Origin of the sequence: Caballeronia sp. LZ016 (genome assembly GCF_031450805.1) — a bacterium.
GTDB lineage: Bacteria > Pseudomonadota > Gammaproteobacteria > Burkholderiales > Burkholderiaceae > Caballeronia.
This window is the reverse complement of sequence record NZ_JARTVY010000001.1, coordinates 513,863-531,185: the sequence shown is the minus strand read 5'-3', so window position 1 is coordinate 531,185 and position 17,323 is coordinate 513,863. Positions and strand designations below refer to the sequence as shown.

General features: G+C 62.5%; 15 protein-coding genes. 12 read left to right on the top strand and 3 right to left on the bottom strand.

Annotated features, from left to right (window positions below; all coding sequences use genetic code 11):
* Positions 1–34: 34 nt before the first annotated feature.
* From P9220_RS02445 to P9220_RS02425, 5 genes are all read left to right on the top strand, one after another.
* On the top strand, positions 35–556 hold the full coding sequence (locus P9220_RS02445) for a single-stranded DNA-binding protein (RefSeq protein WP_309763414.1): 522 nt from the start codon (positions 35–37) through the stop codon (positions 554–556).
* Positions 557–923: 367 nt separating this feature from the next.
* Positions 924–1,616 (top strand): response regulator transcription factor, encoded by a 693-nt coding sequence (locus tag P9220_RS02440; RefSeq protein ID WP_309763413.1) that lies wholly within the window; start codon positions 924–926, stop codon positions 1,614–1,616.
* A 92-nt stretch (positions 1,617–1,708) separates the two neighbouring features.
* Positions 1,709–2,422, top strand: coding sequence for a response regulator transcription factor (locus P9220_RS02435; RefSeq protein WP_309763412.1), 714 nt, complete (start codon positions 1,709–1,711; stop codon positions 2,420–2,422).
* A 38-nt stretch (positions 2,423–2,460) separates the two neighbouring features.
* Complete coding sequence (locus P9220_RS02430) at positions 2,461–3,174, top strand: response regulator transcription factor (RefSeq protein WP_309763411.1); 714 nt, start codon at positions 2,461–2,463, stop codon at positions 3,172–3,174.
* Positions 3,175–3,396: 222 nt separating this feature from the next.
* On the top strand, positions 3,397–6,333 hold the full coding sequence (locus P9220_RS02425; RefSeq protein WP_309763410.1) for an ATP-binding protein: 2,937 nt from the start codon (positions 3,397–3,399) through the stop codon (positions 6,331–6,333).
* Between the two features lie 47 nt (positions 6,334–6,380).
* On the opposite strand, the gene P9220_RS02420 is transcribed toward P9220_RS02425, so the two are convergent.
* Positions 6,381–7,316, bottom strand: a complete 936-nt coding sequence (locus tag P9220_RS02420; protein WP_309763409.1) for a LysR family transcriptional regulator — start codon at positions 7,314–7,316, stop codon at positions 6,381–6,383.
* Positions 7,317–7,754: 438 nt separating this feature from the next.
* Between P9220_RS02420 and P9220_RS02415 the strand changes: the two genes are divergently transcribed.
* The 3 genes from P9220_RS02415 to P9220_RS02405 all read left to right on the top strand — a co-directional run bounded on the left by P9220_RS02415 (position 7,755) and on the right by P9220_RS02405 (position 10,488).
* Positions 7,755–8,924 carry a porin gene (locus P9220_RS02415; protein WP_309763408.1) on the top strand — a complete coding sequence of 390 codons (1,170 nt, stop codon included), beginning with the start codon at positions 7,755–7,757 and terminating at the stop codon, positions 8,922–8,924.
* Positions 8,925–9,104: 180 nt separating this feature from the next.
* On the top strand, positions 9,105–9,551 hold the full coding sequence (locus tag P9220_RS02410) for a CHRD domain-containing protein (protein WP_309763407.1): 447 nt from the start codon (positions 9,105–9,107) through the stop codon (positions 9,549–9,551).
* Between the two features lies 1 nt (position 9,552).
* Complete coding sequence (locus P9220_RS02405) at positions 9,553–10,488, top strand: alpha/beta hydrolase (RefSeq protein WP_309763406.1); 936 nt, start codon at positions 9,553–9,555, stop codon at positions 10,486–10,488.
* Here the strand turns inward: P9220_RS02405 and P9220_RS02400 are convergent.
* Complete coding sequence (locus tag P9220_RS02400) at positions 10,458–11,306, bottom strand: EcsC family protein (protein WP_309763405.1); 849 nt, start codon at positions 11,304–11,306, stop codon at positions 10,458–10,460. The genes P9220_RS02405 and P9220_RS02400 overlap by 31 nt on opposite strands.
* A gap of 105 nt (positions 11,307–11,411) precedes the next feature.
* Here P9220_RS02400 and P9220_RS02395 point away from each other — a divergent pair, with 105 nt between their 5' ends.
* Both P9220_RS02395 and P9220_RS02390 read left to right on the top strand, forming a co-directional pair.
* Entirely contained in the window at positions 11,412–13,007 is a 1,596-nt protein-coding gene (locus P9220_RS02395) for an MFS transporter (RefSeq protein ID WP_309763404.1), read from the top strand.
* Positions 13,008–13,027: 20 nt separating this feature from the next.
* Positions 13,028–13,492, top strand: coding sequence for a MarR family transcriptional regulator (locus P9220_RS02390; RefSeq protein ID WP_309763403.1), 465 nt, complete (start codon positions 13,028–13,030; stop codon positions 13,490–13,492).
* On the opposite strand, the gene P9220_RS02385 is transcribed toward P9220_RS02390, so the two are convergent.
* On the bottom strand, positions 13,489–14,763 hold the full coding sequence (locus tag P9220_RS02385; protein WP_309763402.1) for an amino acid deaminase: 1,275 nt from the start codon (positions 14,761–14,763) through the stop codon (positions 13,489–13,491). The two genes, P9220_RS02390 and P9220_RS02385, sit on opposite strands and share 4 nt — an antisense overlap.
* Before the next feature lie 144 nt (positions 14,764–14,907).
* Between P9220_RS02385 and P9220_RS02380 the strand changes: the two genes are divergently transcribed.
* Together P9220_RS02380 and P9220_RS02375 are read left to right on the top strand one after the other, a co-directional pair.
* Positions 14,908–15,804 carry a MurR/RpiR family transcriptional regulator gene (locus P9220_RS02380; protein WP_309763401.1) on the top strand — a complete coding sequence of 299 codons (897 nt, stop codon included), beginning with the start codon at positions 14,908–14,910 and terminating at the stop codon, positions 15,802–15,804.
* A gap of 11 nt (positions 15,805–15,815) precedes the next feature.
* Entirely contained in the window at positions 15,816–17,294 is a 1,479-nt protein-coding gene (locus P9220_RS02375; RefSeq protein WP_309765353.1) for a D-aminoacylase, read from the top strand.
* Positions 17,295–17,323 lie beyond the last annotated feature (29 nt).

Here is a 17,323-nt window from a genome sequence, read left to right as displayed (position 1 = left end):
CTGATGGTAGGCAAGGAATCAACCGGAGAAATTCATGGCATCTGTCAACAAGGTCATTCTCGTAGGCAATCTGGGCGCCGACCCGGAAACGCGCTACCTCCCGAGCGGCGACGCCGTGGCAAACATTCGTCTTGCAACGACCGACCGCTATAAGGACAAGGCGTCCGGCGAGATGAAGGAACTCACGGAGTGGCACCGGGTAGCGTTTTTCGGGCGGCTGGCGGAAATCGTCAACGAGTATCTGAAGAAGGGCTCGTCGGTTTATATCGAAGGGCGCATTCGCACGCGTAAATGGACGGACCAATCGGGACAGGAGCGTTACTCGACCGAAATCGTCGCTGAACAGATGCAGATGCTCGGCGGGCGCGGTGGCGGTGCGGGCGGCGGCGACGATGGCGGCTATAGCCGCAGCGCGCCGATGGAACGTTCGGGCGGCGGCGGACGTGCCGCATCCGGCTCCGGCGGCCGCGCGAGCAGTTCGGGTGGCGGCGCGAGCCGTCCTGCCGCACCGGCGGGTGGCGGCTTCGACGATATGGACGACGATATCCCGTTCTAAATCGGACAAACGTTCGAACTGGATAAATGGGTCTCCGGCTTATGGCTGGAGGCCCATTTTTTTATTGCAATGCGCTTCGAATATTCGGACGACGCACGCCGCAGAAAGGATTGGCAGGCGTAAATAGCTGCCGCGAGACAGGTTAATATATTAAGTCTATCAGAATTGTCCTATAGCTCGCACGTTATTAGCGCCTTATTTTCGAGAGAATATGCCGGTGCTGCGGGAGTGAATTACCTGTCTAAAGTCATCAATAATGGTGATGGCAATTCGCGAGTGACTAATTAGATATAAAATCCGATCGTGTCACCTGGTGTATGAACAATGCCGATGCAAGCGGTGGATTAATACGCCTTCCGCTGCATCGATGCCACGAGATAATCGAGAAAATAACGATATCACCGGGGGACTTTTGAAGCTTCGTGTAGTGTTGGCCGACGACCATCCCTTCGTACTGCTCGGGATGAAGGCGCTTTTAGACGCCGATGATGGACTGGAGGTCGTCGGCGAAGCGACGAATGCGAGCAGCTTGCTTGTTCTGCTCGCGAAGACGCCTTGCGACGTACTCGTCACTGACTTCGCCATGCCTGAGCCAGGGCTCAACGCAAACGACGGCCTCCGTCTGATTCGCAAGGTAAGGCACGATTGGCCGGATATAACCATTGTCGTGCTGACGAGTGTCAGCAATGTCGCGATACTTCGGTCTATTCTTAACGCGGGCGCTATTGGCCTGGTGAATAAGGCCGAGCCCATCGAGCTTGTTCCTGCTGCAGTGCGCCATACCAGAATCGGGCGTCGTTATGTGAGCGCCTCTTTCGTGGCGGCGCTGGCCGAGGCGAGCAGTGAAATTGATTTCTCGCCTGAGCCGCCGCGACTATCTCCGAGGGAGATGGAAGTCGTAAGACTCTTCGCAAAGGGCCGATCCATCACCGAGATCGCGAACGAGCTCGATCGCGATGTACGGACGATCAGTCGTCAGAAGCGCGACGCGATGAATAAGCTGGGTGTAAGAAATGACCCGGGTTTGTTCGCATTTGTAAGAGCGCAGGGACTAGGCTGAGTTTACCGGCGCGTCATTTTGATTTCGGATGCATCTTATGTCTTTTGACGTTTGAATATCCGATGCTTATATTTCGGGAATCTAAACCAAATATGAGTTTGCACAACGCGTTGGGGTATGAGGCGATGGAATTCGGGAATGGAAGCGAAGTCTTCTCGCACGACAAAATTATCAGGCTTGCGATCGCGGACGACCACCCGCTTGTCGTACTCGCGATTGAAAGGCTCGCTGGGAACTTTCCTAACGTCGAGGTCGTTAGCCGGAGCGCTAGTTCAACGGAGCTCGAAGAATCGCTTGCCAAAAATGAATGCGACGTCGCAATCGTCGACTTCTACATGCCGGGCGGCCAGCATGGCGACGGCATTGAATTGATTCAGCACATCACGGCTTGCTATCCGGACGTCCGCATCGTGGTGTTGTCGCGCACCGATAACGCCGCGCTCGTTAAACAGGCCCTTGAAGCAGGCGCGCATGCGTTCCTCAGCAAAGAGGATCGGCTGGACCTGCTGTACGTCGCCATCGTCTCGGCTATCGCGAATGAAACATACCTCGGTCCGGCCATTCGCCGGACGCTGGCTGTCGCCAATGTTGAAAGTCGTGCGCGTTTCATTCGTCAACGGTTGACGGGCCGTGAACTCGAAGTTATCGAACGATATGCACGCGGCGCCAATGTCACGGAAATCGCGAAAGACCTGGCTCGTAGCGTAAAGACCATCAGCGCACAGAAATGCGCGGCCATGCGAAAACTCGACCTGTCAACGGACGCGGATTTGTATCGCTTTATCGCAGACAGTGATCTTATCTAAAGCAGGCACAGACAGCACGTCGCAGTGAAGACCGCTTTGTGGAGACGCCGCGGTCAATCGGGGGCTTTGACTTCCTCGGTCACGAACATATCAATAACAAAATGACAATAAAAGCATCACTGAAGGCCATCGTTGCGGACGATCATCCCGCAGTAGTGAAAGGAATAAGGACGTTTCTCGAAAGGGACGGCGAAATCGAGGTCGTCGCGACTGCGGAAAACACACTCCAGCTCGCCGAAGCGCTCGACTCTTGTTCTTGCGATTACGTTTTCGCGGATATCGGCATGAACGGGCTGGACGGCGAAAGCAGTTCTATTGCATTTCTCCGGCGTTTGTCGTGGCAGGAGAGGCGTCCCAAAGTCATCGTCGTCACGATGATCTCCCATAGCCGCATGCTGGCGGGACTGCTTCAGCTGGGAATCGATGGAATCATCGATAAACGCGATCCGCTCCAATGCCTCAATGAAGCCATCGCCATCACTCGAAACGGCGGCCGCTTTCTTTCGCCTTCTGCCGCGGAATCAGTCAGCCGTCTTCCGAACAGCGTTCCGGCGCGCGCAGGCGTTCTTAGCAGGCGCGAATGGGAAGTCTTCCGGCTTTACGCGAGCGGCCTTCTGATTCACGACATCGCCAAGCGCTTTGGCAGAAGCAGCAAGACGATCGCCACGCAGAGGCGCAGCGGGATGCGCAAGCTCGGCCTCGAAACGGAGACCGAGCTCATCGAATATCTGCGGCAGGTCGGCCTCGTCTAGACGCGCTGACGACCGCGTTTTTTCAGAGCGACTTAAGGCGTATTTGAGAGGTGTCTGATTTTCCTCCGATGCGTGGGCGCTCAGACTCACACGATGTCCGTCGAGAGATTCTCGATGGCTCGCCATGACCGCGCATGCCGCAGCCGCAGCCGAACGTCGCCGGCGCGGCTGCACGCCGCCCGGCCTCGCCGCAGAGGCACGCGTCTTCCTGAGAGAGTCAAATTGAAATCGTCGTTCACGCGTCATTCGTTCCTGCTGCTCGCCCTTTTGTCCCCGGCGTGCATGGCGGCGAGCCCGGATCTTCCGGCACCGGTTTGCGGATGGGACATCAGCGCGCTTCGCCTGCTGCCCGCGCTCATCGGCGTGGTCGCCGTGTTCGGCGTGACGCTGCGCGCGTTCGTCCTTCTGCAGCGCGAGATGAACCGGCGCATCGTCATCGAGCAGCAACTCGCGACTCAACTCAGCTTCCAGCAGACGATGATGGAAGTCGTGCCATACCCGCTCGTCGCCAAGGACATGAGCAATCGCTACATCGCCGTCAACCGCGCGTTCGAAGAGGCGCTGGGCGTGCGGCGCGAGGACATCATCGGCCGGACGAGCGTGGAGGCCGGCGCGTGGGGCGACGCCAACAGCCGGCTGCTCAACGATATCTGCCGCTCGACGCTCGATACGGGCGAACGGCACGAGATCGAGGCCGAGTTCATCGATAATCGCGGCCGCTCGCGATTTGGCCTTTTCTGGACCGGGGCGTTCACCGCGTCCAATGGCGACCGCGCGGGCATCGTCGGCACGATGATCGACATCACCGATATCCGCGATGCCGAACTGCGCGCGCGCCGCACCGAACAACGGTTGCACGATGTCACGCGGTCCTTGCCGGCCGTCGTCTTTCAGTTACGCCGCTCGAGCAACGGACGATACAGCTTGCCCTATCTCAATGGCGATACCCGCCAGTTGCTCGGGATTGACGTGACGGCGCTCGCCGACGGTCCGGTCAGCGTGCTGAATCACGTGCATGTCGAAGATAGCGCGCGCCTGCTTGCGGAGATCGAAACGTCGTCGCACACGCTGCAACCCTTGCACACTGAATTCCGCGTCAACGTGAAAGGCGGCACGCGGTGGATTCGTGCCGACCTGGTCGCGCGTCGGGAAGACGACGCCGGCGCGGTCGTCTGGAGCGGCTACTGGGCCGATGCGACCGTGGAACATGCGCGTGCCGAAGAACTTGCGCGCGCAAGGGACGCGGCGGAAGCGGCGTCGCGCGCCAAGGATGACTTCTTGGCCATGATGAGTCACGAAATCCGCACGCCGATGAATGGCGTGCTCGGCCTCGTCGAAGTATTCGAGAACACGCCCCTGAATCCGGACCAGTCGCAGATGCTTGGCATGATTCAGGATTCGGCGAGCGCGCTGCTGCAAATCCTCGACGATCTGCTCGACTACACGAAGATCGAGGCGGGGCGGCTCACGATCGAATCGACGCCGATCGACCTGCGCGAACTGGTGGACAATGCTGTCGGGCTGCTCGCGGGGCGCGCGCACGAGAAGGGCTTGCGTGTGCGTGTCGATGTCGCTCCCGAAGTGGCGGCGAGCCTTCGCAGCGACAGCGTGCGCCTGCGTCAGATTCTCTTCAATCTGCTGAGCAACGCCATCAAGTTCACCATCAGGGGCGAGGTGACACTCGAGGTTCGCGCGGTCGAACGCCGCGCGTCTGAACAAGTCATCGAACTGTGTGTGACCGATACCGGCATCGGCATCGATCCCGCAGCGCAGGACAAGCTCTTCGAGCCCTTCGTGCAGGCGGAGACGTCGACAACCCGGCGCTTCGGCGGCACCGGGCTCGGACTCACGATCTGCAACAGGCTCGTCGCGTTGATGGGCGGCACGCTGAGGCTGCAGAGCGCACTCGGCGTCGGCACGTCGATGACGGTGCGTCTCACGATGCCCGTCGAAACGCAGCAGTATCAGATGGAGGGGCTGCGCGGCAGGCACGGCATCGTTGCGGTCGACGACGACTTCGTCGCAATCGCGCTGCTCAACTTCGGCCACGCGCTCGGCCTGAACCTCGAGCGGATCGAGCCCGACCATCCGCGCCTGCATTCGCTCGATACATTCGACGGCGTCGATCTCGTCTTCTTCAGCGACACGCGCAATGTTCGCCTGCCGCTCGGTTTGCGAGCGATCCACGTCACGGAGAAGCCGAAGCTAACCGGCTATCGGATTCTCGAAGACGGCATTCGCGTGAGCGTGAATCCGCTTTCATGGCGGGGACTCGGGGCGGCGTGCGTCGCCGCGCTGACGGGCATGCCGCAAGTCGCCGTCAACGCGACGCTCGGCCAGGACGCGAAGCTGGAAGCGCCCCGCCGCGAGCAGGCGCTGCGCAGCGGCCGGCTGGTGCTGGTGGCGGAAGATCATCCGGTGAATCAGGAGTTGATCCGGCATCAGCTCTCCTTGCTCGGCTTCGCGTGCGATGTCGTGCACGATGGCGCCGAGGCGCTCGCGGCGCTCGAAACGACGCGCTACGGCTTTCTGATTACTGATTGCCACATGCCGAACATGACCGGCTACGAACTCGCGCGCCGCGTACGGGCGAAGGAGAAAGGCACGTCGCGTCGCTTGCCGATTCTCGCCATCACCGCGAGCACGTGTTCGAGCGAGCAGACGCGGTGCCGCGAAGCCGGCATGGACGACTGCCTCATCAAGCCCACGCGCCTCGCCACGCTGCGCGAGCATCTGAATCGCTGGAAGACGCCGGAGCGCCGGCAGCACAGGCACCGCGCGCAAGCACAGAACGCGTTGTCACAAGGGAGCGACGCCACCGATGCGCTCGATATCAGCGGCATGGCGCAACTGTGGGGCAGTGAAACGACCGTCAAGGCGCTGCTCGATGCGTTCGTTTCGTCTTTCCGCGATGACCTGTCCGCGCTCGAAGAACTGCTCGAGCACGGCACGGTCGACCACTTGCGCGACTGGCATCATCGCGTGTTCGGAGCGGCGAGCGTGCTGCAGTATCGGCCATTGCTGGATGCACTCGAAGCATTCCGTCGCGATCTGCCGGAGAAGAGCCCCGATGTCAGGCGGCGCGAGGGCCGCGCATTGATCGCGCGATGCACGGAATTGCTGGAGCGCATCGAGGCGCAGTGCGCGGCCATCGCGTGACGCGGGAGAGCGCAACGCGAATCGCGTCGCGCACTTCGGCCCGCTGATTATTCCGGCTTGACGACGATGCCCGCTTCGGCGGGCGCGCGATCGCGAAAATACGCGAGCGCAAAATCCACGAAAGAGCGCGTCTTGGCCGAGACGTGCCGTCGGCCGGGATAGACGATGGACACTTGCTTGTCCGCATCATCGATCGAATAGCCCGGCAAGAGGCGCACCAGCGCACCGGCTTCGATGTCCTGCGCCACGTAGCTCTCCGGCAGCACGGCAATGCCCATTCCGGATACTGCGGCCTGGCGCAGCATCGGCGAACTGTTCACTGTATAGGCGGGATCGAGCAACACATCCTCGTGTTCTCCTGACGATCCGATGAACGTCCACGTGGAACTGTGAATGTCGGTCGATGGCGCGAGGAAGTCGTGCTTCGTCAGCATGGCGGGCCGCGTGGGCACGCCGCGCTTCGCCAGATATTCCGGCGATGCGACGAGCGCCGCCGCAACCTTGAACAACGGACGATTGATGAGTGTGCCGCTATTGACGAGATGCGGCACGACGATGCCGGCATCGAAACCTTCATCGACGAGGTCGACCGGGCGGTGCAGCAGCGTCAGCCGCAGCTTGACGCTCGGATAGCGATCGCGAAACGCGCGCAGCATCGGGGTTAGTTCCAGCAACGAGAACGATGCGGATGCGACGAGCTTGAGTGTTCCGGACGGATCGACGGAACTGTTCGCTACTGTTGCTTCAATTGTCTCGACCTGTTCGATCACCGCGCGGCAGCCGTCGGCATAGGCTCTTCCGGCCTCTGTGAGAGACACGCTGCGCGTCGTGCGGTTCAGCAGGCGCGTGTTCAGATGAGTTTCGAGCAGTGAGACGTAGCGGGTGACTACCGCGTTGGAGAGATCGAGCGCCGCGGCGGCGCGGCCGAAAGATCCGGTTTCGGCGACTTTGAGAAAGACGCGCATCGCTTGCAATTGATTCATGGCTCAGAAAAACTTCGAGCGATAGGCAGGTGCTCGTTTCCTTAGTCGGGCGAGCGGTGAGGAAGCGCCGCTCTCGCGTGCGCGATGGTATGCGGTCCTGCAGGACGGAGTAATCGGAGAAGTCTGACTATCACAGCGTGTGGCTATCAGACCACTGTCGCATGTCCGCAACTAAGGGTGAGAAAGACCGGTTGAGGCAACATTTCGGTACTTCGGTAAGTGCAAGACGTTTAAGCGTTAACTCATATTGAAATTCGATTTTTCGAATTGTTCGAAAAGATTTTTGTGTGCCTTTGGGGTGGTGGCGGCAAAAAGGGGAGCCATACACTTTGGGCTGCCGAATAACGGTGGATGGCATACAGCGGGACGTGATCCCGAACATGTCGAGACGCCGCGAGCAACCCTATCGAGTCATACGACTCTTTCAAAGGAATACACATGAAAAAGACTCTGATTGTAGCGGCCGTCGCCGCATCGTTCGCAACTGCCGCGAGCGCGCAGAGCAGCGTTACGCTGTATGGCTTGGTCGATGCCGGCTTCACGTATGTGAACAATGTCTACGCTGGGGACAACGCAGACCACTACAAGGACAGCCAGTGGAACATGCGTGGCGGCAACGTCAACATGAGCCGTTGGGGCCTGCGTGGCGCTGAGGATCTGGGCGGCGGCATGAAGGCGATCTTCACGCTGGAAAGCGGCTTCGACGTGGCTAACGGCGGCAGCCTGGGCGGTAGCGGCTTCGGTCGCCAAGCTTACGTTGGTCTGTCGACCAACGCAGGCACCGTCACGCTCGGCCATCAGACGGATTCCGTTACCGACTACCTCGGCCCGATCAGCGCAACGGGCTCGTGGGGCGGCACGTTCTTCGCACATCCGGGCAACCTGGACAATCTGAACGGCGATCTGTTCCGTGAGAACAACTCCATCAAGTTCCAAAGCGCGAACTACGCTGGCCTGACGTTCAGCGGCCTGTACGCATTCTCGAATGCAGCTGGCAGCTTCGCAGCTAACCGTGCGTACAGCCTCGGTGCTGGTTATGCGAATGCTGGCCTGAAGCTGGGCGCTGCATACATGCAAGCGAACCTGCACAACAACGGCGGCAACTACGGCAGCGCGATCACGGGCGTTACGGTTGACGTGCCTAACTTCGACCGTAGCGAAATCGCGTATGCTGGCATCGATCGCCAGCGCACCTTCGGTGCAGGCGGTAGCTACTCGATCGGCGCTGTTACTTTCGGCGCGCTGTGGACGCAAACCCGTCAGGATAGCTACTACTCCAACGTTGGTTCGAACATCATCAACAACTACGAAGTTAACGGTCGTTATGCTTTGACGCCGGCACTCTCGTTGGGCGCTGCTTACACGTTCACGAACGCCAAGATGACCGATCTGGGTACGGGCGATTCGACCCGCGTCCGCTTCCACCAGTTCGGCTTGCAGACGGATTACGCTCTGTCGAAGCGTACCGACATCTACGCTGAAGGCGTGATGCAGATCGCCAGCGGTCTGCCGGAAGGCGTGATGCCGAACGCCGGCATCAGCGGCGTTCCGACCTCCTCGAGCAACCGTCAGGTTCTCGTGACGACGGGTATCCGTCACCGCTTCTAGAGCGGGCTGAGCAGTACGCAGTTGTAGCTATGTAGCAAGGAAAGGGCGCCGCAAGGCGCCCTTTTTTCGTCCGTCGTCAATGGAGGAAGCCAAGGAAGCGTCAGATATCCGAATGCACTACCATGACGATGCAGCCGACGCCGCCTGAGCGTCTGCCAGCAACAAAACGGAGGACGAAAAATGCTCTCGACATGCAGACCACGTGTCCATCGCATCGCTGCCATCGTCCTGGCGCTCGCGGCATCGACCGTTGCTCGTGCCGACGTCGTCGCGCTCAAGGCGAATCTGCAACCTTCAAGCGAAGTCCCGCCACGCGTGAGCAAAGGCCACGGCCTGCTGGACGCCACATTCGACACGCAAACTCGCCAACTCACCTGGACCGCCACCTACGCCGAGTTATCCGGCCCGGTCAGCATGGCCCATTTCCACGGCCCAGCGCCGGTCGGCCAGAACGCCAAGGTGCAGGTGCCGGTCGACAAACGCGCGCTGTCCAGCCCAATGAAAGGGCAGGCCACGCTCACCGAGCAACAGGTGACCGACCTCATGGCCGGCCAGTGGTACTTCAACATTCACACACAGGAGAACCCGACCGGCGAGCTTCGCGGTCAGGTGATGCCGTCCAACTGAGATGAGTTGGCAAAGTGCGCTGGCGTGCTGGGCGGTGCGGCGTCGCATGCGTCCGGAGACGGCAAAGCCGATGCTCGACGTCGATCGCGCGCGGGCCTACACCTCGCGCCGCATCTGGTCGCCGGGCGTGCCCAAGAGTCACCATCTCGAGATCCGAAGCGACGGCGAATGGCTCCGCACAGCCGAGCCGCGCAGCACGATCCTCTATCTTCACGGCGGCGGCTATTATTTCTGCTCGCCGCGCAGCCACCGCGCGATCAGCTTCGGGCTTGCCGTGCGCGCGCATGCGGACGTCCTTTCGGTCGATTACCGCCTCGCGCCCGAACATCGCTTTCCGGCCGCAGTCGATGACGCCATCGCCGCGTACCGCGCGCTCGTCGGAGATGAGATCGCGCCGCGATCGATCGTCATCGCAGGCGATTCGGCCGGCGGCGGCCTTGCGCTCGCGACCGCACTTGCGCTCCGCGACGCCGGCGATGCCCTGCCGGCCGGCATCGTGCTCTTCTCGCCGTGGACGGACCTGACATGCAGCGGCGCATCGATGCAGGCGAACGAAGGCCGCGATCCCATGTTCCATGCGGCAGTGTTCCCGAAGGTCGCAGCGCAATATCTGGGCGAAGCCGACGCGAGACACCCGTACGCCTCGCCGTTGTTCGGCGCTTTCGAAGGCTTGCCGCCCCTCCTGATCCACGTCGCCGACACAGAACTCCTGCTCGACGACTCAACTCGCGCCGCGGATAAAGCGCGCAAAGCAGGCGTGCACGTCGACCTGCGAATCTGGCGCAATGTGCCGCACATCTTCCAGATCTGGGCGCCGTTCATGCCCGAGGCGCGCGAGGCGCTGTCGCAGGCCGCGCGGTTCATCGACGCCGTGACATCGGTGCCGGCAACTGCATCGGCGGGAATTCACCGTCCGCCCATCACCTCGATGGTCTGATACGCGCGCTCGACCGCCGCCGTCCCGTACTGCCGTTCCAGCCGCCGAACGGTGAAGTGTCCGTGCGCCATCTGCTGAAAGTGGTCGATGAAAACGGTGTTCACCATCGCGCCGAGCACCGCGCCGATTGCCGGCACGGACTTCGCGGCCACCTGCTCGCTCACCTGCACCGAGAAACGCGAAGCGATCGTCTGCAGGAATTTGAGCAGCGCCGTAGAACCGTGTCCGGCCAGCCCCTTCGCCGAAATTTCGCTCGTCGCACGCGACACCGACTGCGCCAGCGCCCCTCGCACGATGAAGTAGCCCAGGTCGGCGTTGTCGTCGTCCTTACGCGTGCCGCCCATGCCGAGCACCATCAAGCATTGCAGTTGCGTGTCGACACGATGCACGTCTTCGCCTTCGCTGCGGGCGATGTCGCAGATGGAGCGAAACATCAGCGTCGTCGTGACCGGCAGCTCGACCGGCAGCGCGAACAGCCCGAACGCGCCGCCTGCCGCGCCGGTTGTCGCGACGGCGAGCTTGTGCAGCAGATTGCTTGGCTTGTCGGGCGGCGGCGCGAGAAGCGATCCGGCCGACGAGCCCTTGCCGAGCGTGCGCAGCGCGATCTGGAGGCATTTCTTGAGCGCGACCTGCGTGGCTTCGTCGATTTTCTCCTGCGCCGCGTTGGGCAGGCGGCCCATCAGTTTTTCGATCGGCGCGCCGATGACGCTCGCGAGCTTCATCGTCAGCGACGGACTTTCGAGCGCTTCCTTCGCGCGGGAGAGGGCGGCGAAGTCCTCGGGAGTAAGTGGCGATGTGATGATCGGCGTCGGTTCCATGCGTGTTTCTGGTTTCGAAATGAGAAGTTGACCACGAAGCTTAGAGCGCAGCCCCGTGCTATGATTCATTTTCCGTTGACTAGTCAACAATTGCGCCTACAAAAAATGGCCGTTCATACAGCCGCGCATCATTCGAGCGGGCAGGTCTTGCCGTTCCGCGAATCGCTCATGGCGATGCTCGGCGTCTCGTTCGTCACGATGCTCGTTGCGCTCGACCAGACCGTGGTCGGCACGGCGCTGCCCACTATCGTCGCCGAACTGAGGGGCTTCGACCTTTATGCGTGGGTCGCCACTTCTTATCTTCTGACATCCGTCATCACCGTGCCGATTTTCGGGCGGCTCGGTGACTACTACGGCCGCAAGCCTTTCGTGATCGCGTCGATCGTGGTGTTCACGGTCGCGTCGGTGCTGTGCGGGCTCGCCAACAGCATGATGTTCCTCGTGCTCGCGCGCGGCTTGCAGGGCATCGGCGGGGGCATGCTTGTCGGCACTGCGTTCGCGTGCATCGCCGACCTGTTCCCGGATAACGTCGTGCGCCTGCGCTGGCAAGTGCTGATGAGTTCGGCTTTCGGCATCGCGAACGCGGTCGGCCCGTCGCTCGGCGGCTTTCTCACGCAATACACGGGCTGGCGGTCCGTCTTCTACGTCAACCTGCCGGTCGGCGTGTTATCGCTATTCTTCGTGTGGCGTTTTCTGCCGCATCTCCGGCACGTGGCGCACGAAGGAAAGATGCGCCTCGACTGGCCGGGCGCGGCGCTGATCGCCGTTGCGCTCGGCGCGCTGCAACTATTCGTCGAATTGCTGCCGAAGCATGGGCTCGGCGTCGAAACGCTGACCTTGCTCGCCGCAAGCGTGATCGCGGCGTACGCGCTCTGGAAATGGGAATTGCGTTGCAGCTACGCGATCCTGCCGATCGACATGTTTCGCAATCCGAGCCTCGCCGCGCTCTTCACGCTCGCGATCATGGGCGGCTTCACCATGTTCTCGCTGCTCTTTTACGCGCCGCTGTTGTTCCAGGGCGGATTCGGCATGTCGCCGAAGGACGCGGGCATGATGATCACGCCGCTCGTCGTGTTCATCACCATCGGCAGCATTCTCAATGGACGGATCGTCACGCGCCTGTCGAACGCGAATCCGATGCTCTATGTCGGCTTCAGCCTGCTCGTCGTATCGTGCCTCGGCGTGGTCGTCGCCACACATGCGATGCCGCGCGCGCTGCTCCTCGTCTTCATGCTGCTCGGCGGCCTAGGGCTCGGCTTCGTCATGCCGAACCTCACGGTGTTCGCGCAGCAGACGGCGGGACGCCAGCATCTCGGCATCGCGACGGCGCTGCTGCAATCGCTGCGCATGATCGGCGGGATGATCGGCACCGCGCTGACGGGCACGCTCGTGAGCCACCTGTATGCGAGCGGCGTCGAGCTCGCGCTGACGAAGGATCGCGCGACGCACTGGCTCGCCGATCTCTCCGATCCGCAGATTCTCATCAACCAGGAAGGCCAGCGGACCGTGCTCGCGCAGTTGACGGCAGCCGGCCACGACGGCGCGATGCTCCTCGAAGCCGCGCGCGAGGCGCTCGTCGCGGCCATCCACATCGGACTCGCGGTGGCGGCGGTGGTCGCGGTGCTCTCGGTGTGGCAATCGCGCCGCGTGCCGCCCGTGCGCTTGAAAGGCCCGCAGGAACCGGTCATTCTCGCCGAATGAAGATCGAGGAAGGCACGAGCATGAACGAACAGGATCGTATCGCCGTGGTGCAACAGTTCGGACGCACGTATCGCGCGTTCATGTCGGCGTTCGAGTCGGCAGTGGGACAGCCGATGCCGCGCTGGCGCATCCTCCTCGCGTTGCACGAACACGCGGGCGTGGTGTCGCAAAAAATGCTGGTGGAGCGTCTGCGCGTCGATCCCGGCGCGTTGACGCGGCAATTGAAAACGCTGGAAGCGCTCGGGTGGATCGTACGCAGCGTGGATGCCCGGGACAACCGCGTGTCGAACGTTGCGCTGACGGCGCAGGGCCGCGCGGCGACGGAGCAAGGTCTGCCGCGCCGCAACGCGTTTCTGCACGACACGATGGCCGCGATGCCCGACGACGCCATCGAAGCGCTGTCCAGCGCGCTTCACATGCTCGAAGCGCGCATTCAGGACGTGGCCGCATCGAACGCGTCGGCGGCCATCGACGACAAGGCCTAGAAGAACGTTTCGATGACCTCGGTCACGCGATACTTCGCGTCGACGACGAGCACCTGACGCCACTTGTCGAAGGTGAGGCACGGGTGCGAGATGTCGAACGCGATCATGTCGCCCACTTTCACGTCGTCGCGCGGCTTGATGCGCAGATACGCGTGCTGATCCATGAGGCCGAACACTTCCCAGCCTTCGTCCGCCGATACATCGCGCGGCGCGTCGTTGCCCGGACGATAGTGCTTCGCCGGCTCCGGCATGCCCGCATCGAACGCCGAATCGCGCTTGCCGAGACCGATGATCGCGCGATCCGGCTCCGGAATGGACTGCACATAGGCCCACAACTGAAGGGCTGGCTTAAGCCCCTGGCCCATCTTCCTGGCGATGGGATTGCGCGCGAAGATTTCGTTCTGCGCCTTCTTGTAGATGCCGACGTCGTGCGTCAGATAACAGCCCGGCCGCAGCACGACTTCGATCGCGTCGCTGTTCGCCTTGGCGAATTCATCGGCGACGACGTCGTACCATGCCGATCCCGCGCCGGACAGAATCGCCGGCTTGCGCGCGATCTTGCCTTCCGCGCTCAGCGTGCGCGTGACATCGACGGCGCTTTTCAGGAACTCGCGCACCTTCGATTCGTCCTGCAGCACGCCCTCGTACAGTTCGACGCCCGCGAGTTCGATGGTGTCCGGCCAGCGCGCGATCGCAGCGAGCACGGCTTCGCGCTGCGCATCGTCGCGCACGCCGGTGCGCCCGCCCGGCACGCCGAGTTCGACCAGCACGTTCAGCTTCTTGCGAACGTCGCTGAAAAACGCGCCGAGTTGATCGACGCCATCGGCTGAATCGACCAGACAGAAGAACTCGAAGTCCGGGTCGGTCAGCAACTCCGCGATCATGCCCATGTTGCGCTTGCCGACGAGCTGGTTCGCCATCAGCACGCGATGCACGCCCCCGCGATACGCCGCGCGCACCTGATGCGCCGTGGCGAGCGTGATGCCCCACGCGCCGGTGTCGAGCTGGCGGCGAAAGAGCTGCGGGGCCATCGTCGTCTTGCCGTGCGGCGCCAGTTTCACGCCGTATTCACCGACGAACGCCTGCATCCACTCGAGGTTGTGCTCGATGCGCTCCGCATAAAGCACGGCGGCGGGCAGACTCACTTCTTCTTCGAGCAGGTTCCATTGCAGACGCCCCGCGTCCTTCAACTGGATGCCCGTGCCCGGCACCATGCCGAGACCCTTGCCGAACGGGTCGATCGTCGCGTTCTGATAGTTTGTAACTTTCATGTGATGCTGCTCCATCGTGCGTTTGAATGCATTTCTGTCGATGCTTAATGACGCTGCGGTTGACGGCACTATGGTACCCAAAGTAGCATCGGCGATGGAAATGTTATTTAGTAACACGCACACAGCGTAAACCCGACCCGCACGATGAACGGCCACGCCGATCCGCTCAGTTTCGATATCGTCGCCCGCATCGCGGAGCGCGCGCCTGAATTGCGCAGCGCCGAACGCAAGGTCGCCGCGCTGATTCTCGACGATCTCACGGGCGCGTCGCGGGCGAGCATCGGTGCGCTCGCGGACAAGGCCGAGGTCAGCATCGCCACGGTGACGCGCTTCGCGAAGGCCGTCGGCTGCGAGGACGTGCGCGAACTGAAACTGCGGCTCGCGCAGGCGGCGGCGGTCGGCCAGCGCTTCCTGAAAGGCGACGCCGACGATGGCGACGCCGCGCCCGCTTCGCTTGCCGCGCGCATCTTCGACGAAGTGCAGGCGACGCTTGCGCAGAACCAGGGCGCGCTGCGTGCCGCGCCGATCGCCGAGGCCGCCGACGCGCTCGCGGCCGCGTCGATGGTCTACGTGTTCGGCATGGGCGGCGGCTCGACGGCGCTTGCCGACGAGATGCGCTTCCGGCTCGTGCGGCTCGGGCGCCCGGTGGCGTCGTATCAGGACGGACTGTTGCAGCGCATGGTGGCCGCGACGCTGTCGAAGGATCAGGTGGTCGTCGCGCTGTCCGTGACCGGGCAGACGCCCGAAATGCTGGAAAGCTGCCGGCTTGCGCGCGAGTACGGCGCGCGCGTGATTGCGCTGACCGCGCCGGCGTCGCCGCTGGGCGCGCTCGCGGACTGGCTGATTCCGGTCATCGCGATAGAAACGGATTTCATCTACAAGCCGTCGTCGTCCCGCTACGCGATGATGATGGCGCTGGATCTGCTCGTCACCGAACTGGCCGTCAAGCAGGCCGACCGCAGCCGCGAGCTGCTGCGCCGCATGAAGCACGCGCTCGACGCGCATCGCGGCGGCGGCGAGCGTCAACCTTTGGGAGATTGATCATGGCGACCATGGAGAAGCCCGATACGCTGATCGTCGGCGCGCGTGTGATCGACGGCACGGGCGCGCCCGCCGTCGAACGCGATGTCGCGGTGCGCGACGGACGCATCGTTGCGATGGCCGAGCCGGGCGGTCTGTCCGATTGGACCGCCGCCGACGTGTTCGACGCGCAAGGCAAGGTGCTCGCGCCCGGGTTCATCGACGTTCACACGCACGACGACACGCACGTCATCCGCTCGCCGCAGATGATGCCGAAGATCACGCAGGGCGTGACGACGGTGATCGTGGGCAATTGCGGGATCAGTGCGTCGCCGGTGACGCTGAAGGGCGACCCGCCCGACCCGATGAACCTGCTCGGCGATGCATCGGCGTTTCAGTATCCGACCTTCGCCGCTTACGTCGATGCGGTGAACGGCGCGCGTCCTTCGGTGAACGTCGGCGCGCTGATCGGCCATACGGCGCTGAGAAACAATCACATGGACCGGCTGGACCGCGCTGCAACCGCCGATGAAATCGCCGGCATGCGCGTGCAGCTCGAAGAAGCGCTCGATAACGGCGCGCTGGGGCTGTCGAGCGGGCTGGCGTATGGATCGGCCTTCAACGCGCCGCCCGAGGAAGTGCAGGCGCTGGCTGAGCCGCTCGGCCGTGCGGGCGCGCTCTATACGACGCACATGCGAACCGAGTTCGACGCGATCCTCGATGCGATGAACGAAGCGTACGGCGTCGGCCGTCATGCGAGCGTGCCGGTGGTGATTTCGCATCTGAAGTGCGCGGGGCCGTCGAACTGGGGACGCAGCGTGGAAGTGCTGAAGTCGCTGGAGACGGTGCGCGGCGGACAGCCGGTCGGCTGCGATTGTTACCCGTATGACCGCAGTTCATCGACGCTCGATCTCAAGCAGGTGACGGGCGATATCGACATCACGATTACGTGGTCCGAGCCGCATCCGGAGATGGCGGGAAAGCTGATCGGCGAAGTGGCGGCCGAGTGGAACGTGAGCCAGCAGGAAGCGGCGAAGCGCCTGCAACCGGCCGGCGCGGTGTATCACAACATGTCGGAGGACGACGTGAGGCGCATCCTGTCGCATCCCGCGACGATGATCGGCTCCGATGGCTTGCCGAACGATCCGCTGCCGCATCCGCGCTTGTGGGGCGCGTTTCCGCGCGTGCTCGGCCACTATGCGCGCGATACGGCGTTGATATCGCTCGAGGAGGCGGTGCGCAAGATGACGAGCTTGTCGGCGCGGCGCTACGGCTTGAGCGAGCGTGGCGAAGTGAAGGTGGGATATCACGCGGATCTGGTCGTGTTCGATCCCGAGCGCGTGCGCGATGCCGCGACGTTCGCGAAGCCGCAGCAGGCGGCCGACGGCATCGACGCGGTGTGGGTGAATGGCGTATTGACGTATCGCGAGCAGGCCGTGACGGGCGCGCGCGCGGGACGTTTCGTGGCGCGGGGTGCCGCATCGAAAGTGGATGCGGCCGGCGCGTTCTGAGAATTTATTGCGTGAGAAAAGGAGTGGAA